This window comes from Clostridium sp. CM038 (assembly GCF_055081105.1).
Genome location: NZ_CM143651.1, coordinates 1,666,178 through 1,688,674 on the forward strand (window position 1 = coordinate 1,666,178; position 22,497 = coordinate 1,688,674).

A 22,497-nucleotide genomic window follows, 5' to 3' on the forward strand; every position below is an offset into this window, starting at 1 on the left:
AGGTGTTCGTCGATGAAGTCAGTTATAATTCAACCTTTTTCTTTGAATGGAAAAGTCAAAATTCCGCCTTCAAAATCATTATCCCATAGAGCGGTTATAGCTGCAGGATTAAGTGGCGATGAATGTGCCATTAATAATATTAGTATGTCTGAGGATATAATAGCTACTTGTGAAATAATGGAGAAACTTGGAGTTAAGATTAAACAATTCCCAAACAATCTTGTGGTATGTGGAAAAGGTAAGCTTCAGCTTACATGCGGTGGAACTTTGGGAAGCGAGCTACAATGCAATGAAAGTGGATCAACACTACGTTTTTTAATTCCTATAGCAATTTTAACTGGAGAAAAAATAATCTTTAAAGGGAAGTCCAAACTAGTACAAAGAACACTTAAACCTTATTATGAAATTTTTGATAAGCAGAATATAAAGTACACTACTAACAATGGTTGTCTTCCTTTAACAATACACGGGAGCCTTAAACCTGGGATTTTTGAACTAAGAGGAGATGTAAGCTCTCAGTTCATTACCGGTCTTATTTATGCGCTGCCTCTATTAAATGGAGAGTCAACGATTAAAATTACTAGTTCCATAGAATCTATTGGGTACATAGATTTAACCCTAGATGTGCTTTCTAAATTTGGGATAAAGGTAGAAAATAATAATTATAGAGAATTTAAAATAAAAGGAAATCAACATTTCATGAAAAGAGATTATAGAGTTGAGGGCGATTTTTCTCAAGCTGCATTTTACCTTGCTGCTGGTGTTTTAGGTGGAGAAATTGAATGCATTGATTTAAATATGGAATCACTTCAAGGAGACAAAGTAATATTGGACATAATTAAAAATATGGGCGGAAAGATTACTATTGAAGATGGTATTATAAGGGCTTCAAAATCAAATTTAAAAGGCACCGTTATTGATGCATCACAATGTCCTGACCTTGTACCAATTGCTGCGGTGCTTGGTGCTTTAAGCGATGGAACAACAGAGATCATTAATGCTGCTAGAGTTAGAATAAAAGAATCTGATAGATTAAAAGCTATATCAACAGAGCTAAATAAAATTGGAGCAGAGGTTATTGAAAGAGAGGATTCACTTCTAATTCATGGTAAACCATGGCTTAAGGGCGGAATTGTAAGCAGTTGGAATGATCATAGAATAGCTATGGCTATGGCAATTGCTTCAATTAGATGCACGCAGAAGCTCACAATTGAGGATAGTGGGGCAGTGAAAAAATCCTATCCAGAGTTTTATGAGGATTTTAAGGGGTTAGGAGGAAAAGTTAATGAGCGGACAATGGGGTAAAAAAGTAAAGTATTCCATCTTTGGAGAATCGCATGGAAGAGGAATAGGAATAATTATTGATGGATTACCGCCAGGTATAAAGCTTGATATGGATTTTATTAATAGTGAAATGCAAAGACGCGCTCCAGGACGAGATAAATTTTCAACTAAAAGAAAAGAAGGTGATAAATTTGAAATACTAAGTGGATATTTTAATGGATATACCACAGGGACACCTCTTTGTAGCGTTATTTTTAATGAAAATCAAAATTCGAAGGATTACGATAAGTTAAAGGATTTAGTAAGACCGGGTCATGCTGATTTTACAGGAAAGGTTAAATATTCAGGCTTTAACGATTATAGAGGTGGCGGACATTTCTCAGGAAGAATTACAGCACCACTTGTTTTTGCAGGTGCTGTTGCGAAACAGATACTTTTTGATAAGGGAATCGAAATAGGAAGTCACATTTTAAGTATTGGGAATGTGTTTGATAGTTATTTTGATGGAGTCAATTTAAAGAAACAGATATTAGCAGATATTCTAAAGAAAGATTTTCCTGTAATTGATGATTCAAAGGGAAAAGAAATGAAGAACATTATATTAAAGGCGAAGGAAGAAACAGATTCGGTTGGAGGTATAATTGAAGCTACTATATTAAATGTGCCTTGTGGACTGGGGGAACCATTCTTTGATTCTATAGAGAGCAATTTAGCTCAATTACTATTTTCTGTGCCTGCAGTTAAGGGGGTAGAATTTGGCATGGGCTTTCAAATAACAAAACTTCGGGGAAGCGTATCAAATGATGTACCGTGCATTAAAAATGGGAGTGTATTGACGAAAACTAACAATAATGGTGGAATTAATGGTGGTATTTCTAATGGAATGCCGATAGTTTTTAGGGTAGCTATGAAACCAACACCTTCTATTGCAAGAACTCAAGATACCATTGATATGGTGACTTGTGAAAATTCGGAAGTATCTGTTACAGGAAGGCATGACCCTTGCATAGTTTTAAGAGCGCTAGCAGTGATAGAAGCTTGCGCTGCAATGAGTATTTTAGATTTTATTTGAAGGATGTGCTTTAATGAGTAAATTGGATGATTTTAATATAGATAATTTAAGAAGTGAAATTGATAAAATTGACTCAAGCCTTGTATCATTATTTGAAAAGCGTATGGAAGTAGTTTTAAAGGTAGCTGAATATAAAAAAAATAATCATATGGAAGTTTTAAATAAGGCTAGAGAAGAAATAGTTATAAAGAAGAATTTAGACTTAGTTAAAAATAAAAATTTGTTTTTAGAGGTAGAAGAATTTTTCAAATCCGTTATGGAAATAAGTAGAGGGTTTCAAAACAAAAATTTAAATCGGGAGGGGGCTTTTGCTACTGAGAAAAAGCTAACAGTTGGTTTTTATGGCGTAACAGGTTCCTTTAGCGAACAAGCTTTAAAGGGATATTTCGGTGAAAATGTGGACGCAAAAGCAATAAGTGAGTTTGAAGATATATTTTTGCAATTGAAATATGGGAAGATAAATTATGGTGTTATCCCTATAGAAAATTCTTCCACAGGAGCAATATCCGCGGTTTATGACCTTCTAAATAAATATAATTTTTATATAACAGGAGAAAAATATCTTAAAATAAGCCAAAACTTAATGGGGATTAGAGGATCAACACTAGATGATATCAAAGAGGTTTACTCTCATCCACAGGGATTAGAGCAAAGTATGGAATTTTTAAAAGGCTACAAGCAGTGGAAGTTAGTTCCCTATAACAGCACTGCAAAAAGTGCGCAGTTAGTTAAAGATAGACAGGACAAAACCTTGGCAGCCATAGCTAGCGCTAAGGCAGCGGAAATATACAACCTTGAGATTTTGCAGAAAAATGTAAATTCAAATGCAACAAATATGACTAGGTTTGTTGTTATTGGTAAAGAGTTGGAGTCAACTAGCGGAAACAATAAAACAAGCTTAGTTTTATCTACTACCCACAAGGCAGGTTCGCTCTATCATGTTTTAAAGCATTTTGAAGAAAATGGTATAAACCTTTTGAAAATTGAATATAGACCAATAAAGGATAAGCCATGGGAATATTTCTTTTACATAGATTTCCACGGAAACATAGATGAAGATAAAATTATATCTTCAATTAAGTTAATTAAAAAGAATAGCCGTTATTTTAAAATATTGGGCAATTATAAAAGTGAAATGATTGACAATGAATAAATGATATTAGTAAGTTTTACTTAAGAAATGAGGGTGAGTTATGTCAGAGTTATATGGTTTACTTGGAGAAAAACTATCACATAGTGTTTCGCCGCAAATACATTCAATGGTATTTAATAAATTGAATATGAAGGGTTATTATCATCTCTTCGAATTTAAAAGCAAAGATCTGAAAGCAGCAATGGCCGGATTTAATGTTATTAAACCAAGAGGTATTAATGTAACTATTCCTTATAAAATTAAGGTTATGGAATTACTTGATGAGGTTAGCATAGAAGCAAAAGCGATAGGATCTGTAAACACCCTAAAGTTTGAGGAAAACAAAACTATTGGATACAACACAGATTACTTTGGAATTGGAATGCTTTTCAATAAGTATGATATTGAAGTGAAAAATAAAAAAGCAACAATACTTGGAAACGGTGGAGTAGCAGTTACTGTGGTTCAATATTTATTAAATAAGGGAATAACTGAAATTACTGTAGTTACAAGAGATATCTCAAGGATTAAGGAAAACAGCAAATTTAATGGTTGTAAATTGATTTCTTATAATGAAATTCAAGGGCTTAAAGAGTCAGATATAGTGGTAAACTGTACACCACTTGGAATGTATCCTAATTTGGACAATTCTCCAATTGAAAAGAAACATATTGGTAAATTTGGCGCCGCTGTAGATATGATCTACAATCCTAAGGAAACCCTATTTTTAAAGTATGCGAAGGAGACGGGTTTAAAAGCAGTTAATGGTCTTTATATGCTAGTTGGCCAGGCAATTGCTGCTCAGGAAATCTGGAATGATATTAAGATCCCAAAGATAATAATTGATGAAATTTATGATGAACTAGAAAAGGGAGTAGAAAATTAAAAGATGAAAAATATAGTTTTAATTGGGATGCCCGGTTGTGGTAAAAGTGTCATTGGAGAAATAATCGCAGAAAAGATAGAAATGGCATTTATAGACATAGATGCATATATTGAAGCTAGTACAAATCTTACGATTACTGAAATGTTTAAAAATGGTGAGGCCGGATTTAGAGACATAGAATCTAAAGTAGTTGAGAAATTATCTAAAAAAAATCGAGTAATTATTTCAACTGGCGGTGGAGTGATTAAAAAACATGAAAATATTTTAAATTTAAAGAAAAATGGTATTATAATTTACATAAACCGTCCTATTGAAAATATAGTAGCGGATATAGATGTTGAGACCCGCCCCTTACTAGCAAAAGATCCATCTAAGCTTTATAGATTGTTTGAGGAGAGAGGTCACTTGTACAAACAATATTGTGACTATGAGGTTATGAATACTAGTGATATTTACGATGTAGTGAATAATATCATAGAAATATATATAAATGAGATGTCGTTAATTAAATAACTTAACACAGAAAAAAAGCTGTTGATTATTAAACAGTATCGTTGAAAAATAATTGTAAACAAGTATTTTATCATTTAGCATTGAGTAATATGGAAATTATTATTGTGAAATGAATTCAAATAAAGTAATATATATATAAGATTAAATTCAAAACAACAAATTATCTATATTTAAAATGGAGAGAGTAAATTAATAAATGTTTGAGATGGAAGAAAAATATATTATGTACGTTGACAAATTATAAAAAAAGGTGTAGTTTATAACTAGCGTTAGCACTCGATAACATAGAGTGCTAACAAAATAAAAAATAAGAAGATTTGGTACGAAAGGGGAAATTTTAATTGGAAAAAAAGCAGTTTAAAACGGAGTCTAAGAGAATTCTGGATATGATGGTAAATTCAATATATACTCATAGGGATATTTTTTTAAGAGAACTTATCTCTAATGCTAGTGATGCTATTGATAAAATTTATTATAAGACATTAGCGGATGATTCATTGAATTTTGATAAGGGTAATTACTATATTACAATAGCCAGTGATAAGTTAACTAGAACAATAAAAATTTCTGATACAGGAATTGGAATGACAGAAGCTGAACTTAGTGATAACCTAGGAGTTATAGCTAAAAGTGGCTCTTTAGCATTCAAAAAAGAAAATGAAATAAAAGATGGGTACGACATAATTGGACAATTTGGAGTGGGATTTTATTCTGCATTTATGGTAGCGGATAATATTACTGTTATAAGTAAAGTTTTTGGTAGTGATGAAGCACATAAATGGGAATCTAATGGTGCAGAGGGTTATACCATAGAACCTTGCGCAAAAGATACTGTTGGAACAGAAATTATACTTAAAATAAAAGAGAATACAGAAGATGATAACTTTGATGAATTTCTTGATGAAAATGGACTAAAATCTATTGTAAAGAAATACTCCGATTTCATTAGGTATCCAATTAAAATGGATATAAGTCAGTCAAGACTTAAAGAAGGTAGTGAAACAGACTACGAAGACTTCGTTGAGGAAAAGACTGTAAACAGCATGGTTCCTATATGGAGAAAAAATAAAAGCGAACTTACTGATGAAGATTATGATAATTTTTACGCTGAAAAGCACTATGGATTTGACAAACCAGCAAGGCATATCCATATTAGTGTTGATGGTGTTATAAGTTATAATTCAATTTTATATATTCCAGAAAAAACGCCTTATGATTTCTATACAAAAGAATATGAAAAAGGCTTAGAATTATATTCAAGTGGTGTTTTAATCATGGATAAGTGTGCAGATTTATTGCCTGACTATTTTAGTTTTGTAAAAGGAATAGTTGATTCAGAAGATCTGTCGCTTAACATATCTAGAGAAGTACTGCAACATGATAGACAACTTAAACTTATAGCTAAAAACATTAAAACTAAAATTAAAAATGAGTTAGATAGTTTACTTAAAAATGAAAGAGAAAAATATGAAGAATTTTATGAAGCATTTGGAAGACAATTGAAGTATGGTATTTATAGCGATTTTGGAAGTAACAAAGATGTTTTGCAAGATTTATTGTTGTTTTATTCATCAAAGGAGAAAAAGAATGTTACTTTAGATGAATATGTTTCTAGAATGCCAGAGGATCAAAAATATATTTATTATGCTTCAGGAGAATCAAACGCGCGAATTGAAAAATTACCACAAATTGAAATGGTATCAGATAAGGGATTCGAAATTTTATATTTCACGGATGAGGTAGACGAATTCGCTGTGAAAATGATAATGAAGTACAAAGAAAAGGAATTTAAATCTGTATCAAGTGGTGACTTAGGTATAGAAGTAGATGAAAAAGAAAATCCTTCTAGCACTGATGAAAAAGACAATAAAGAATTATTTGAACATATGAAAAGTGTTTTAACAGGTAGAGTTAAGGATGTTAGGGCATCAAAAAGACTTAAGAACTACCCAGTATGTTTATCAAATGATGGTGACCTTACAATAGAAATGGAAAAAACATTAAATTCTATGCCTAACAATGAAAACATAAAAGCAGATAAGGTTTTAGAAATAAATATAAATAATGATATGTTTAAAGTACTTAAGGAATCTTTCGAAAAAGATAAAGTTAAGTTAGATTTATATACTAATATATTATATAATCAGGCGCTACTTATTGAAGGATTACCGATTAACGATCCGGTAGAATTCACAAACAATATATGTAAAGTAATGATATAAGAAAAATACGCTTTCAATAAAAATTTAAGAGAGCTTTGCAAAAGCGTTACAAATATATAAAAAAAGCATATGCTATATTTGGAAGATGGTTTCTGTATTGTGAAATATAACCCATAAACTAGACAGTTTAAAAAAAATGACCTATGTTAGCACTAAAAAGTGAGTCCTGTATTGAGCAGGGCTCATTTTATTTAATCCCCACTGGTATCTGTCATTATTATAGTAACTCATATAACTATCAACTATTCCTACTAACTCACCGAATGACATAGCTTGTTTATATTCCATCTCGTCTTTCATATGCCCGAAAAATGATTCCATAGGAGCATTATCTAAACAATTACCTTTTCTAGACTTTGATTGTGTCAGTCCTAATTCTTTAACACGAGATTGAAAATCTGCATTTGTATAATGAAATCCTTGATCAGGGTGTATAATTGTATCTGAATTATCTTCCAAATTAAGGTTGCATTCTAACCTATTAAGCGTTTTTAACACTATACTCAATCTGATATTGTTTAAATTCTCGTTTTAATAGGTTTGATAGTGTTTTATGTTCATGGTTTGCTTTTAACATCTTAGCATAAGTCTTTGCCCTTCCTACCTTAGTAATTAAACTATATTTTTTCATAAGCCTTCTTATACGTTTGTGATTCGTTCATTTATTAATCCAGCTTCCCCCAAATGATCATAGATTTTTCTCCAGCGAGCCAGCGTATTGACTGGGTTTCGCTTTTCTATTATAGATATGTCAAATCCACAATGCCTAAAGAAATCCATAGGGGCTTTTTTAGAGTCCATTGATATCTATCTTTATTATAATAGTTCGCATAGTCCTTAATTTCATTTTTTACGCTTTTAGAATAGCAGGCTACCGCCTGAAAAATCATGTGATATTTTAAGTTGAATAATATATCGTGAATACATTTTTTTGTCTCAAAGCTAACAAATTTAAATTATATAACGACTTATGGTCTAAAATATGTATTTCATGGTAATAGAGTTTACACTATTTGTACATCTGTGTAAAATGATTATTATAAAGTAATGCCCTATGTATGAAAGAGTATTAACATGTCTTACAAAACTATTATTTAGTATGGAGTGCAATGAGCAAGCAGCATATTGTAGTTCATAGAAGGAGTGGTTAATCACTGAATAAGAAGAATAGGTGGTATAAAAATGGTAAAAAAACAATTAAATGAAGAAGAAATACAAATTTATCCGTTAAGTTTATATCAAAAAGATGTATGGGTTGAACAATGCTTATATAAAGATAAACCAATATATAATATTGGTGGTTATGCAAATATTAATGGTCCTATCGAATACCAAATGTTTCAAAAATCGGTACAAAAGCTAATTGAAGACAATGATAGTTTAAGAATTAGAATATTTGAAAATGATGGACAACCTTCGCAGAAAATATTAAAAGAATTGAAATATGAGGTACCGTTTTATGATTTTTCCATAAAAGAATATGCGGAGAAATTTTCTTTGAATTGGATGCAAAAGGAATTTTTAAAACCATTTATTTTTGATAATGGTGAGAATTTATTTCGATTTGTTCTTATTAAAGTAAATAATAATAAGTATTTCTACTTTATGGAATCGCATCATATAGTATCAGATGGATGGGGATTTTCACTAATATTTAAAGAGACAGTTAATAATTATAACAATATAACTGAGACAAAAAGCAAGTTAGAAAAGTATTCCTATTTAGAATTTATAAAAGAAAATAAAAGATACCAAGAATCAGATACATATTTAAAAAACAAAATGTTTTGGAAGGATAAATTCAAACATATTCCAGAAGCTCTATTTACTAAGGGTGTGAATAGTAATGGAGGTATAGTTAGTAATAGAGAAAGCCTAGTAATAGAAAGAAAAGTGTATGATGAAATAATTGAATTTTCTAACAAAAGAAAATGTTCCGTATTTCACTTTTTTCTTGGTATATTAGCTGTATATTTCGGAGAGGTTTGCAATAAAGAAGAGGTAGTAATAGGAGTTCCCATATTAAACAGAACAAAAGCTAGCAATAAGCAAATAGTAGGACATTTTGCCAATGTTATACCATTAAAGATAGCTATAATAAAAGAAAAGACATTTTCATATATGATAAATGAAATAAGGATGGAATTAGGAGAGTGTTACAGACATCAAAAACTTTCTTTTGGTGAAATTTGCGGTAGCATTTATAAAGAAAGAAAAGACGGCTTATTTGATATAACTTTATCCTATGAACATCATAATTACGCAGCAAATTTTAATGGGGCAAAAACGGATATAAAAACGTTAAGTAATCATCATGAAAGAAATTCCATGAGCGTATTTATACGAGAGTTTGACGAGTGTAAAGATGTTGAGATTAACTTTGACTATAATATTGAAGTATTTAAAAAATTTATGCCTATAAAAGATGTAATTACACATATCCAATATTTAATTAAACATATTATAGATAGTGATGAAAAAAGTATTAATGATATTGAAATAATTACAGAACAAGAAAAACATCAGATATTATGTGATTTTAACGATACAAAGGCAGAATATCAAAAATATAAGACAATATATGAATTGTTTGAGGAACAGGTTGAAAAAACGCCAGATAATATAGCAGTAGTATTTGAAGATGAGAAGCTAACTTATAGAGAACTAAATGAGAAAGCCAATAGTTTAGCAAGAATATTGAGGGAAAAAGGCGTTAAACCAGACAGTGTAGTAGGAATAATGATAGAGAGTTCCCCGGAGATGATAGTAGGAATACTTGCAATTTTAAAAGCTGGAGGAGCCTATTTACCAATAGAACCAAGTTATCCACAAGAGAGAATAAAATACATATTGGAAAACAGTAAGTCTTCTATACTTATTACAAAGTCAGCATATATGGATCTATTTAACATTGAGGTAGAAATAATAGACATAGATAATACTGAAATCTATAATACTGATAAAGAGAATTTGGGGAAAGTAAATATACCCCAAGATTTAGCTTATATAATCTATACCTCAGGAAGTACTGGAAAACCTAAAGGTGTTGTAATTACGCATGAGGCAGTGTTAAATACAATACAGGATATAAATAGTAAATTTGCAGTAAAAGAAAATGATAAAATCATAGGACTTTCTTCTGTGTGTTTTGATCTATCAGTATATGATATCTTTGGGGCTTTGAGTACAGGAGCAAAGCTTGTGCAAATTAAAGATCAACGAGATGTAAATAAAATTATTGAAGTATTAAAGGATAAAAGTATAACTATATGGAACTCAGTTCCTGCTATTATGGATATGTTAATAGAAAGTATAACAGAGCCATTTAAAAATGAAAATTTGAGACTAGTAATGTTAAGTGGAGATTGGATTCCTTTAAAATTGCCTGGAAAAATAAAAAAATATTTTCCAAATGCAGCAATAATAAGTTTAGGTGGTGCAACAGAAGTTTCTATTTGGTCTATCTATTATCCGGTTACGGAAGTTAAAATCGAATGGAATAGCATTCCATATGGAATGCCTTTATCTAATCAAAGTTTCTATGTGTTAAACAAAGAAATGAAGTTATGTCCATTTGGAATCCCTGGAAAGTTATATATTGGAGGAGTTGGATTAGCAAAAGGGTATATGAATGATATAGAAAAGACGAAAAATGCGTTTATTAATCATCCTGAGTTTGGTAAATTGTATAGTACTGGAGATTGGGGGAGATTTCGTAAAGAAGGATATATTGAATTTTTAGGTAGAAGAGATCATCAGGTGAAAATAAGAGGATTTAGAATAGAACTTGGTGAAATAGAAAATCAGTTATTAAGGCAAGAAAATATAAAAGAAGCAGTAGTAGTAGATAGAGAAGACAAAAAAGGGAATAAATACTTATGTGCATATATAGTATTTAAAAAAGAAATGACAGTAGCAGAATTAAGAGAAAGTTTGTCAAAAGAACTACCAGACTACATGATACCGGCGTATTTTATACAGATAGAGAAGATACCACTAACACCAAATGGAAAGATAGATAGAAAAGCACTGCCAGAGCCAGATGGAGAAATAAGTACAGGAGTAGAATATGCGGTACCAAGAAATGAAATAGAAGAGAAAATGGTAAAGGTATGGTCTGAAGTATTAGGAGTAAAAAAAGTAGGAATTGATGACAGTTTCTTTGAATTAGGGGGAGATTCAATTAAGGCTATACAGGTCTGCGCTCGTTTAAGCAGATATAATTTGAAGATAACAGTTAGTGAGTTGTTTGCAAATCCAACAATAAGAGAATTAAGTATAAATGCTAAGCAAGAGGATAAACAAATAAATCAAAAAGTTATACAAGGAGAAGTAGAACTAACTGCTATACAAAGGTGGTTTTTTAAACAGGAATTTACCAATATGCATCATTGGAACCAAGCATTTATGATGTACTCAAAAGAGTGTTTTGATGAAGAAATTATAGATAAGGTATTTTCGAAAATAGTTGAACATCATGATGCATTAAGGATAGTTATTAGAAAAGAAGAAAATAAGCTAATTCAGTACAACAGGAGAGTAGAAGATAAATTATTTGATTTATCAGTTATGGATTTGGGTAATAAAGAATCATATCAAGCAGAAATGGAAGAAGAGGCAACAAAGATACAGTCAAGTATAAATCTAATTGATGGACCTCTTGTAAAGTTAGGGTTGTTTAAAACTAAAGATGGAGATCATTTGTTAATAGTAATACATCATTTAGTAGTGGATGGTATTTCGTGGAGAGTTTTACTTGAAGATTTTTCGGCAGGATATAGATGTGCTGTAAATAAAGAAAAAATAGAACTACCTATAAAAACACATTCATTTAAGGAATGGTCAGAGAATATTCAAAAATACGCTAAGAGTAATAAACTATTAGAGGAAATAGAGTATTGGAAAAATGTCGAAGATACTGAAGTAATAAAACTTCCTAAAGATCATCAAACTACAAGTAATAATTGGTATAGTTCTAAGAAGGTACAAATGAAAATATCAAAAGAAGAGACAGATAAGCTATTAACAGATACAAATAGAGCTTATAATACAGAAATAAATGATATTTTATTAGCTGCACTAGGATTATCAATAAAAAATTGGACAGGTGAAAATAAAGTTTTAGTAAGTATTGAAGGGCATGGAAGAGAAGAAATAATACCTAATATGAATATAACAAGAACAATAGGATGGTTTACATCATCTTATCCTGTAATTTTAGATTGTGAAAAATCTGAGGATATAAATTACTATATAAAATCAACAAAGGATGGTATAAGGAGAATTCCCAATAAGGGAGTAGGATACAATATATTAAAATATGTAACACTTAATGAGTATATAAAAGATTTAGAATTTAAACAAAACCCTCAAATAAGCTTTAATTATTTAGGCCAATTTGATAATGATGTAAACCAAGAAATGTTTAATGCATCATTTATTCCTACAGGAGATGCTATAGGTAAGGAATGTCAACGTTTATATGATATAGACATAAATGGCATGGTAGTAAAGGGAGAATTGTGTTTAAACTTTGAATATAATAAAGATGAGTATGATGAGAGCACAATTATAGAACTTGTTAAAAATTATAAAGAAGCACTACTAGATATTATTAAATATTGTGTTGAAAAAGAAGAGACGGAAATGACACCAAGTGACTTGGACTATAAAGAAGTTTCTATTGAAGAACTTCAAGATATAAAGTTAACAATTGGAAGTTTATTTAATGAAATCTGATCTCTATTGAAGTGCAATTTGAAATTACTACTAATATATCTTGCTTCGTGTTTCAGTTAGACTGAAGCAAGGTATATATTAAAAATGGGAGATGATAAATAGTGAGTAATAATGAAATGATAAAAAATATATATCCCTTATCTCCAATGCAAGAAGGTATGCTATTTCATAAATTATTGGGTAATGATAAAAATGCATATTTTGAACAATCATCTTCTAAAATAATTGGAAGCTTAGAAGTGGAATTATTTGAAATAAGTATAAATAAACTCATTGAAAGATATGATGTTTTAAGAACCTTATTTATATATGAAGATAAAAAAAGACCTTTACAGATTGTACTAAAAAAAGCCAAAATAAAAATATGCTTTGAAGATATATCGTCCTTAAGAAGTAGTGAGAAAGTAATATTCATAAAGGAATTTAAAGAAAAGGATACAGTTAAAGGATTTAACTTGTCAAGGGAAATTTCAATAAGAGCTTCGATAATTAAAACAGATGAAGAAAAGTATATTTTTATATTAAGTTTTCATCACATAATTTTAGATGGATGGAGTATTCCAATTATATTTAATGAGCTTATGTATATATATAGTGCGCTTAAGGAAAATAGGCCTATAAAATTTAAAAAAGTAAACGAGTACAGTAATTATATAAAATGGTTAGAAAAGCAAGATAAAAAAGAAGCTCTTTTATATTGGGAGAAATACTTAGAAGACTACGAACAACAAGCGCAGATTTCACAATTAGCTAAGTCCGTTAAAGAGGTTAAGTACATAAACAGTGATATAAAATTTATTATAGATAAAGAAACAACAAACAAGTTAGAAAATATAGCAAGAAAGAATAAAGCAACTGTAAACACAGTGTTTCAAACTATATGGGGAATATTACTTCAAAGATATAATAATGTAAATGATGTTGTGTTTGGAGCCATAGTATCAGGTAGACCGGCTGAAATTGATGGAATTGAAAATATGGCAGGGTTGTTTATAAATACTGTTCCAGTACGAATAAAAAGTAGCACAGACAAGGGGTTTATAGGATTATTAAAAGAAGTACAAGATGCTAATGTTAAGTCTAAAAAGTATGAGTATGTGCCATTAGCAGAAGTACAATCAAATACAAGTATAAAACAAAAATTAATAGATAATATAATGGTATTTGAAAATTATCCAGTGATTGAACATAATAAAAAATTAGATTTTAAAATACAAATGGATGAAGTTGTTGAACAAACTAATTATAATTTTAATATTATAATTGGAATGACTGATGAAATATTTATAAAATTAAATTATAATGCATCTATTTATGATGATAAGTATGTAAATATGATAGCAGGTCATATAAAACATGTTATAAAAGAGGTATCAGAGAATCCAGAAATAAAGATATCAGAAATAGATATGCTTTCAGAAGAGGAAAAGACAAAAATATTAGTAGAGTTCAATGATACAAAAGCAGAGTATCCAAAGGATAAAACAATTCATGAATTGTTCGAAGAACAGGTAGAAAAATCACCAGATAATATAGCAGTAGTACTTGAAGATAAAAAGCTAACTTATAGAGAACTAAATGAGAAAGCAAATAGTTTAGCAAGAATATTGAGAGAAAAGGGCGTAGAGCCAGATTCTATAGTAGGAATAATGGTGGAAAGATCTCTGGAGATGATGATAGGGATAATGGGAATATTAAAAGCGGGGGGAGCATATCTACCTATAGATCTAAGCCATCCAAAGGAAAGAATTGAGTATATGCTAATGGATAGTGAAGTCAAAGTATTATTAAGCGCAGAAAGATTAGTAGATAACATAGAGTTTGATGGAGAAGTTATAGATTTAGTTGATAAAGATTTATTTAAAGGTAATTTAAGTAATCTAGAGAAAGTAAATCAATCAAGTAATTTAGCGTATATTATATATACTTCAGGTACAACTGGTGAACCTAAGGGGGCGATGATAGAGCATTTTAACCTTAATAACTTTATACATTCCTTAGCTAAACAATTTGATAAGGGATTTAATTCAAATGATAGGATTTTATCATTAACAAACTATGTGTTTGATGTAAGTGTATGCGAGTTCTTTGTGTCATTAATCAGTGGAGCAACTTTAGTTATTAATCATAAACAAAAGACCTTTGATCCTATTGAAATAGCAAAATTAATAGTTAATAATCAAATAACGTTTACGTATATTCCACCGTCTCTGTTATTAGAAGTCTATGAAAATTTAAAGATGAATAAGAGAAAGGTAAAGCTAAGGAAATTACTGGTTGGTGTTGAAGCAATAAGAGGAGAGACATTAAATAAATTTTATACTCTAAATAAAGACTTAGAGATAGTAAATGGTTATGGACCTACTGAAACAACTATATGTTCAACTTTTTATAAGGTAACTAAAAATGAGCCTCAAAATAGAAATGTACTAATAGGAAGAAGTGTAGGAAATACTAATATTTATATTTTAAATAAAAATTTAAAAATAGTTCAGGTAGGAGTAGTAGGAGAGTTATTCATAAGTGGAGATGGGGTATCAAGAGGATATATAAATAAACAAGAATTGACAGATGAAAAGTTCGTAGGAAATCCATTTAAATTAGGTACTAAAATGTATCACACAGAAGATTTTGCAAGATGGCTACCTGATGGAAATATAGAATTTATAGGAAGAACAGATAATCAAGTAAAAATAAGAGGCTTTAGAATAGAACTTGGTGAAATAGAGAATCAGTTATTAAAGCAGAAAAATATAAAAGAGGCAGTAGTAGTAGATAGACAAGATAATCAAGGAAATAAATACTTATGTGCGTATATAGCATGTGATGAAGAAATGACGGTAGCAGAATTAAGAGAAGGGTTGAAAAAAGAATTACCAGAGTACATGATTCCAGCATATTTTATGCAAATAGAGAGGATGCCACTAACACCAAATGGAAAGATAGATAGGAAAGCATTACCAGAGCCGGATGGAGAAATAAACACAGGAGTAGAGTATGCATCAGCAACAAATGAGACAGAAGAGAAGCTAGTAAAGGTATGGAGTGAAGTACTAGGAGTAGAAGGAATAGGTATTGATGATAATTTTTTTGTATTAGGAGGACATTCACTAAAGGCTATACAGGTAGTGTCAATGATACATAAAGAGCTAAATGTAGAAGTGCCTGTAGGTGAGGTATTTAGTAATACAACTATAAGACAGATAGGAGAATATATAAGCAAATCAAAGGAAAGTATATACTCATCAATAAAAGTGGTAGAAGAAAAATGGGAGAAGGAAGTACTATGAGTTTGATATTTAGAATAAAAGCATCTTCAGCACAAAAGAGGTTATTTACATTAAATCAGTTTGAAAAAGAAAAAACAAGCTACAATATGCCATCAGTAATGGTAGTAGAAGGAAATTTAGAAAAAGAAAAAGTAGAAGAAACATTTAGAAAGCTTGTTGAAAGGCATGAAGCATTTAGAACTTCTTTTGAATTAAGAGATAAAGAAATAGTACAAAAAATACACAAAGAGGTAGAATTTTATTTAGAATACATAGAATTAAAGAAAGAAGAAGAAGAAACAATAAAAATAATAGTAAAAAGCTTTATAAAACCATTTGATCTATCAAAAGCAACTTTATTAAGAGTGAAACTAATAAAAATAGAAGAAGAAAAACATATATTAATGATAGATATGCATCATATAATATCAGATGGTACATCTATAGGAATTATTATAGAAGAATTCTCAAAGCTTTACAAAGGAGAAGAATTAAAAAAATTAAAAATACAATATAAAGACTATTCAGCATGGCAAAATGAAGCTTTAAGCTCAGAAAATATGAAAAACCAAGAAGAGTATTGGAAAAATGTATTTAAGAAGAAAATACCTGTATTAGACATGCCAACAGATTATAAAAGACCTACAATGAAAAGCTTCGAAGGAGAAAGTATAGGATTTAAGATTGATAAATATATAACAGAAAAGGCAAAGAAAATAGGAATGGATAATGGAACAACATTGTATATGACATTATTGTCAACATACAATATACTGCTATCTAGATATAGTGGACAAGAAGATATAATAGTAGGCTCACCAATAGAGGGAAGACCACATGCCGATTTACAAAAAATAGTAGGCGTGTTTGTAAATACTCTTGCAATGAGGAACTATCCAAAAGCAGATAAAACCTTTAAAGATTTTTTGCAGGATGTAAAGAAAAATGCATTAAATGCATACGAAAATCAAGATTATCAATTTGATGAATTAGTAAAAAAGTTAGATATAAGAAAAGATTTAAGTAGAAATGCACTATTTGATGCTATGTTTGTATTACAGAATACTGATGTTTACGGTATAGATATTGATAGCTTAAAATTCAAACCATATAGCTTTGAATATAAAATGTCTAAGTTTGATATTACATTATCAGCAATAGAAGCAAAAGGAGAAATATCATTCAACATAGAATACTGCACAAAGTTGTTTAAGAGAGAAACAATAGAAAGAGTAATACAACACTTTATAAATATATTAAAAGAAGTATCAGAGAATCCAGAAATAAAGATATCAGAGATAGAGATGCTTTCAGAAGAAGAAAAGATAAAGATACTAGTAGATTTTAACAATACGAAGGCAGAATATCAAAAAGATAAAACAATATATGAATTGTTTGAGGAACAGGTTGAAAAAACGCCAGATAATATAGCAGTAGTATTTGAAGATGAGAAGCTAACTTATAGAGAACTAAATGAGAAAGCCAATTGTTTGGCAAGAATATTGAGGGAAAAAGGCGTTAAACCAGACAGTGTAGTAGGAATAATGATAGAGAGTTCCCCGGAGATGATAGTAGGAATACTTGCAATTTTAAAAGCTGGAGGAGCCTATTTACCAATAGAACCAAGTTATCCACAAGAGAGAATAAAATACATATTGGAAAACAGTAAGTCTTCTATACTTATTACAAAGTCAGCATATATGGATCTATTTAACATTGAGGTAGAAATAATAGACATAGATAATACTGAAATCTATAATACTGATAAAGAGAATTTGGGGAAAGTAAATATACCCCAAGATTTAGCTTATATAATCTATACCTCAGGAAGTACTGGAAAACCTAAAGGTGTTGTAATTACGCATGAGGCAGTGTTAAATACAATACAGGATATAAATAGTAAATTTGCAGTAAAAGAAAATGATAAAATCATAGGACTTTCTTCTGTGTGTTTTGATCTATCAGTATATGATATCTTTGGGGCTTTGAGTACAGGAGCAAAGCTTGTGCAAATTAAAGATCAACGAGATGTAAATAAAATTATTGAAGTATTAAAGGATAAAAGTATAACTATATGGAACTCAGTTCCTGCTATTATGGATATGTTAATAGAAAGTATAACAGAGCCATTTAAAAATGAAAATTTGAGACTAGTAATGTTAAGTGGAGATTGGATTCCTTTAAAATTGCCTGGAAAAATAAAAAAATATTTTCCAAATGCAGCAATAATAAGTTTAGGTGGTGCAACAGAAGTTTCTATTTGGTCTATCTATTATCCGGTTACGGAAGTTAAAATCGAATGGAATAGCATTCCATATGGAATGCCTTTATCTAATCAAAGTTTCTATGTGTTAAACAAAGAAATGAAGTTATGTCCATTTGGAATCCCTGGAAAGTTATATATTGGAGGAGTTGGATTAGCAAAAGGGTATATGAATGATATAGAAAAGACGAAAAATGCGTTTATTAATCATCCTGAGTTTGGTAAATTGTATAGTACTGGAGATTGGGGGAGATTTCGTAAAGAAGGATATATTGAATTTTTAGGTAGAAGAGATCATCAGGTGAAAATAAGAGGATTTAGAATAGAACTTGGTGAAATAGAAAATCAGTTATTAAGGCAAGAAAATATAAAAGAAGCAGTAGTAGTAGATAGAGAAGACAAAAAAGGGAATAAATACTTATGTGCATATATAGTATTTAAAAAAGAAATGACAGTAGCAGAATTAAGAGAAAGTTTGTCAAAAGAACTACCAGACTACATGATACCGGCGTATTTTATACAGATAGAGAAGATACCACTAACACCAAATGGAAAGATAGATAGAAAAGCACTGCCAGAGCCAGATGGAGAAATAAGTACAGGAGTAGAATATGCGGTACCAAGAAATGAAATAGAAGAGAAAATGGTAAAGGTATGGTCTGAAGTATTAGGAGTAAAAAAAGTAGGAATTGATGACAGTTTCTTTGAATTAGGGGGAGACTCAATTAAAGCCATTCGTATGATATCGAAACTGCGAGAATACGGTTATGAGATAGGTATAAGAAATATTATGAGAGATAGAACTATTCGAGCAATTCGTACAGGAATTAGTAAAGTAGAAAAAAGTAATGCAGAACAATCAGAAATAGTAGGTAAAGTTGGGTTAACACCAATACAAATAGACATCTTTACAAATAAGCTTGAAGTTCCAAATCATTTTAATCAATCCTTTATTCTTGAAAGTAAAGAAAGAATAAAGCAAGAAAGTCTTAAAAAGGCACTCACAGCAATTGTAGAGCATCATGATATACTTAGAGCAGTGTACAAAGATGATGAACTAACAATAAGGTCAAATTCTGAAGGTAGCTTGTATAACTTTAAGTATTATGATTTTTCTGATATTAAAGAAGAAGAAATATTATACAGAAAAATAGATGAAAGTGCAAATGAAATACAATCGAGTATTAATATTTCAACTGGACCATTAATGAAAGTAGGAGTATTCTGTACAGAATACAAAGACTATTTATTCATTTCCATTCATCATTTAGTGGTAGATGGAGTGTCGTGGCGAATCATTTTAGAAGACTTAAGCAGAGGATATTTAGCATCAAAAGAGAAAAAAGAAATTATACTTCCAGCAAAAACTGTTTCATTCAAGAAATGGAGTGAGACATTAAGAAGATATAGAGAGAGCAATGATTTGAAGAAAGAGATTGTTTATTGGAAAGATATTGAACAAAAGGTTAAAGAGAGTAAGATGGGATTTACAGTAAATGAAGTCGAACATGGAATAAATGATGTTATTGTTCATTTAACTAGTGAACAAACAAATGATTTACTGTATAAAGCGGGACGAGCTTATGGGACAGAAATTAACGATTTGCTTTTAACAGCATTATTTAGAGCAGTTAATAAAGTTACAGGAATTAAGAGTGTGTCTGTAAGCGTTGAAGGGCATGGAAGAGAGCCAATAGGGTTCTCCATGGCAATTGACAGAACTGTAGGATGGTTTACAAGCGTTTATCCTGTAGCAATAAATGAAATCGGAGAAACAATAGTAAAGGACATATGTAAAATAAAAGAGACTCTAAGAAAAATTCCTAATCATGGAATTGGATATGGAGTGCTAAAAGTATTAGGAGATGATGTGCTGGAGGGAATAGAGCCTGATATCACATTTAATTATTTAGGGGAATTTGGACAGGAAAATAATACTGAGGATTTTTTATTAAGCAATATCTCTTGTGGACAAGAGATATCAGAAAAAAATAGATTTGGAACACCTATTTCAGTTAATGGTGCTATTATTAACAAAGAACTTAATCTAATTATCAATTTTGATAAGGAGAGATTCAGTAAATGTTTCATAGAAGATTTCAAAAGACAGTATGAAAAACAATTACTTGATATCATAGGGCACTGTGTAAAGGTAAGAAAAAGAGAGAGTATAGAAGTAAATGGACTAGAAATGAATAATAGTTACAATAATTTCGATATGAATCAGTTTATTTGGTCAAGATTTAGTGTTGATAGTATTCTTAAGGTTATTAGTGTAGATAAGCAAGCATATTCTATATTATTTGTAGAAAACATGGATCAAAAAATCAGAAATGAAATTATTAACACAATAACTGAAAAATTGTCAATAAAACATATGCCACATTACTGTATTAATATGAGAAAACATCAACTCTCACAAAGCATAATGGCTGAAAAGATGTTTAGAGAGATGTGTAGCGATAATAACTCTTTAAGCAATAAAGATTTTTCACAGATTGAATTAAAGAACTTTAATAATAATTTGAATAACAAAATTATAGACCAATATATAGCTTCTTGTATGCAAAAATCTTTTCTTGAAGCAACGGGCACTATAATAGAAGAAGTGATAACAATTAATGGAATTTATACCCAAGATAAAATTATGGAAGCAGTTAAATTAGTTGTTCAAGAACAAAGTGTATTAAGAAGTTCATATGAGAAGTGTGATAGAGAATATATTATTTCCGAACATAAATATGATACTTCATGGTATGTTCCATATGTTGATTTAAGATACAGTTCCTATGAATATATCACTACCATTCATAAAGATATTTACGGAATGAAAAATGGAGAAGGTAACTGTGATGGTCGAAATAATTTGATTAGAATGGTGATTACTAGAGAGTCGGAAGTATGTCATAAACTCCATATTATAGCACATCATAGTGGATGGGATAAAGCCAGTACACAAATTTTAAATGATAGGTTAAATGATTTAATTAAATCTAATTCAACTGAAACATTAATTAAAACAACGTATAAAAATTATATTGAAGAGATTAAAAATTGTAATGGATTTACAAAAAATATTGGATATATGGCAGAATTAAAAATTGAAGATTTTATAGAAAATGTTAATGAATATGTTCGAGGTAATATAGATAATAATCTCGAAAAATCAATACTTTTAACAATAAAAATGGGACCAAAATCGTTGAAGGTTTTAAAAGAAAAGCCATGGAATTTATTAACTCATGTATTGAGAATTGTAGCAAGGGAAAATCAATTAATCTCACTAGATAAAACTATTATACCAATGTTTATTTTACAAGAAGATAGAAGAGGTAAGGAGAGAAATTATACCAATACAATGGGTGAATTTTTAGATATATTACCAATATTAATAGATTGCTCACAAGATGCAATTAAATGCGATATGCAAAAATACGTAGAAAAAGTTCAAAATATTAAAAAAGATGAAAATATTAATTATTTAGAACTTTTTAACAGGCAACAGCAAGATTTTTATTTATTAACTGCATCTGTTTTGTCAATCAATTATCATGGTATTTTTGAATTAACATATGATATAGTACAAAAAATGTTAAGTTTAGATAAGATAAGAAGGGCAACAGAAATTTTTGTTAATTGTTATTCAAACTATCTAGTTATATCATTTCCTATTTATAAGAAATGCATTAATAATTTAGAAAAAATCTTACAAGATGAATTCAACATATTAGAGACTAAATTTAGTGAGGGATAACATTTAAACTTCAAATGAAAAATGTGGATTCCACCATTCTCATTTAAAAGGTAAAACAGTTTATGGTCATCAATTAGTTACCGTTATGTTATTGTGCGATACTCTTGTGCTACCATATATCATCGTGGTGAAAATAAAGCATGAATCAATTAGTTAATTCACGAGGAAATACCACTAAAAAATAAAAGTGGTATTTTCTCATGATAAAAATAATATAAAGAGTAATGGATGAAAATTTATGATGTACCCTGGTTAACCAACTAAACTCCTTATTTATATATATTCAATTTGTTTATTAAAGGAATAAAGTGAATAATTTAAAATATTTATAATCATGTTTAAAGATTCGTAGTCTTTTGAAAC

General features: G+C 29.8%; 11 protein-coding genes. 9 read left to right on the forward strand and 2 right to left on the reverse strand.

The annotated features are described in order from the left end of the window. Nucleotides 1-12 precede the first annotated feature (12 nt). The 6 genes from aroA (at nucleotide 13) to htpG (ending at nucleotide 7,109) form a co-directional block, all read left to right on the forward strand. Nucleotides 13-1,305 carry a 3-phosphoshikimate 1-carboxyvinyltransferase gene (gene aroA, locus ACWJKS_RS07555; protein WP_462960865.1) on the forward strand — a complete coding sequence of 431 codons (1,293 nt, stop codon included), beginning with the start codon at nucleotides 13-15 and terminating at the stop codon, nucleotides 1,303-1,305. Further along, a complete protein-coding gene (gene aroC / locus ACWJKS_RS07560; RefSeq protein ID WP_462960866.1) occupies nucleotides 1,286-2,356 on the forward strand; it encodes a chorismate synthase in 1,071 nt (356 codons plus the stop codon). Before aroA ends, aroC begins: the two co-directional genes overlap by 20 nt. 13 nt (nucleotides 2,357-2,369) lie before the next feature. Next, the gene (pheA, locus tag ACWJKS_RS07565; RefSeq protein ID WP_462960867.1) at nucleotides 2,370-3,509 is read left to right on the forward strand and encodes a prephenate dehydratase; all 1,140 of its coding nucleotides are present in this window, start codon (nucleotides 2,370-2,372) and stop codon (nucleotides 3,507-3,509) included. A 40-nt stretch (nucleotides 3,510-3,549) separates the two neighbouring features. After that, nucleotides 3,550-4,374 (forward strand): shikimate dehydrogenase, encoded by an 825-nt coding sequence (gene aroE, locus ACWJKS_RS07570; RefSeq protein ID WP_462953939.1) that lies wholly within the window; start codon nucleotides 3,550-3,552, stop codon nucleotides 4,372-4,374. Between the two features lie 3 nt (nucleotides 4,375-4,377). Continuing rightward, entirely contained in the window at nucleotides 4,378-4,887 is a 510-nt protein-coding gene (locus tag ACWJKS_RS07575; RefSeq protein ID WP_216304045.1) for a shikimate kinase, read from the forward strand. A 341-nt stretch (nucleotides 4,888-5,228) separates the two neighbouring features. Continuing rightward, the gene (gene htpG / locus ACWJKS_RS07580) at nucleotides 5,229-7,109 is read left to right on the forward strand and encodes a molecular chaperone HtpG (RefSeq protein ID WP_216304044.1); all 1,881 of its coding nucleotides are present in this window, start codon (nucleotides 5,229-5,231) and stop codon (nucleotides 7,107-7,109) included. Nucleotides 7,110-7,250: 141 nt separating this feature from the next. Here htpG and ACWJKS_RS07585 read toward each other — a convergent pair whose 3' ends face one another. Next, nucleotides 7,251-7,607 carry an IS3 family transposase gene (locus ACWJKS_RS07585; protein WP_258280761.1) on the reverse strand — a complete coding sequence of 119 codons (357 nt, stop codon included), beginning with the start codon at nucleotides 7,605-7,607 and terminating at the stop codon, nucleotides 7,251-7,253. A 242-nt stretch (nucleotides 7,608-7,849) separates the two neighbouring features. Continuing rightward, a complete protein-coding gene (locus ACWJKS_RS07590; RefSeq protein WP_369811885.1) occupies nucleotides 7,850-7,999 on the reverse strand; it encodes an IS3 family transposase in 150 nt (49 codons plus the stop codon). A gap of 292 nt (nucleotides 8,000-8,291) precedes the next feature. Here ACWJKS_RS07590 and ACWJKS_RS07595 point away from each other — a divergent pair, with 292 nt between their 5' ends. The 3 genes from ACWJKS_RS07595 (at nucleotide 8,292) to ACWJKS_RS07605 (ending at nucleotide 22,134) form a co-directional block, all read left to right on the forward strand. Then, nucleotides 8,292-12,848 carry an amino acid adenylation domain-containing protein gene (locus ACWJKS_RS07595; RefSeq protein ID WP_462960868.1) on the forward strand — a complete coding sequence of 1,519 codons (4,557 nt, stop codon included), beginning with the start codon at nucleotides 8,292-8,294 and terminating at the stop codon, nucleotides 12,846-12,848. Between the two features lie 101 nt (nucleotides 12,849-12,949). After that, nucleotides 12,950-16,138: a non-ribosomal peptide synthetase gene (locus ACWJKS_RS07600; protein WP_462960869.1), complete on the forward strand. Its 3,189-nt coding sequence runs from the start codon at nucleotides 12,950-12,952 to the stop codon at nucleotides 16,136-16,138. Continuing rightward, the gene (locus ACWJKS_RS07605) at nucleotides 16,135-22,134 is read left to right on the forward strand and encodes an amino acid adenylation domain-containing protein (protein WP_462960870.1); all 6,000 of its coding nucleotides are present in this window, start codon (nucleotides 16,135-16,137) and stop codon (nucleotides 22,132-22,134) included. Before ACWJKS_RS07600 ends, ACWJKS_RS07605 begins: the two co-directional genes overlap by 4 nt. Nucleotides 22,135-22,497: the final 363 nt, after the last annotated feature.

What these genes read in the sequence shown, in the direction of transcription:
- pheA (WP_462960867.1), top strand. Translation starts at nt 2,370, where the DNA reads ATGAGTAAATTGGATGATTTTAATATAGATAATTTAAGAAGTGAAATT.
- ACWJKS_RS07575 (WP_216304045.1), top strand. Translation starts at nt 4,378, where the DNA reads ATGAAAAATATAGTTTTAATTGGGATGCCCGGTTGTGGTAAAAGTGTC.
- aroA (WP_462960865.1), top strand. Translation starts at nt 13, where the DNA reads ATGAAGTCAGTTATAATTCAACCTTTTTCTTTGAATGGAAAAGTCAAA.
- ACWJKS_RS07605 (WP_462960870.1), top strand. Translation starts at nt 16,135, where the DNA reads ATGAGTTTGATATTTAGAATAAAAGCATCTTCAGCACAAAAGAGGTTA.
- aroE (WP_462953939.1), top strand. Translation starts at nt 3,550, where the DNA reads ATGTCAGAGTTATATGGTTTACTTGGAGAAAAACTATCACATAGTGTT.
- aroC (WP_462960866.1), top strand. Translation starts at nt 1,286, where the DNA reads ATGAGCGGACAATGGGGTAAAAAAGTAAAGTATTCCATCTTTGGAGAA.
- ACWJKS_RS07590 (WP_369811885.1), bottom strand. Translation starts at nt 7,999, where the DNA reads ATGATTTTTCAGGCGGTAGCCTGCTATTCTAAAAGCGTAAAAAATGAA.
- ACWJKS_RS07595 (WP_462960868.1), top strand. Translation starts at nt 8,292, where the DNA reads ATGGTAAAAAAACAATTAAATGAAGAAGAAATACAAATTTATCCGTTA.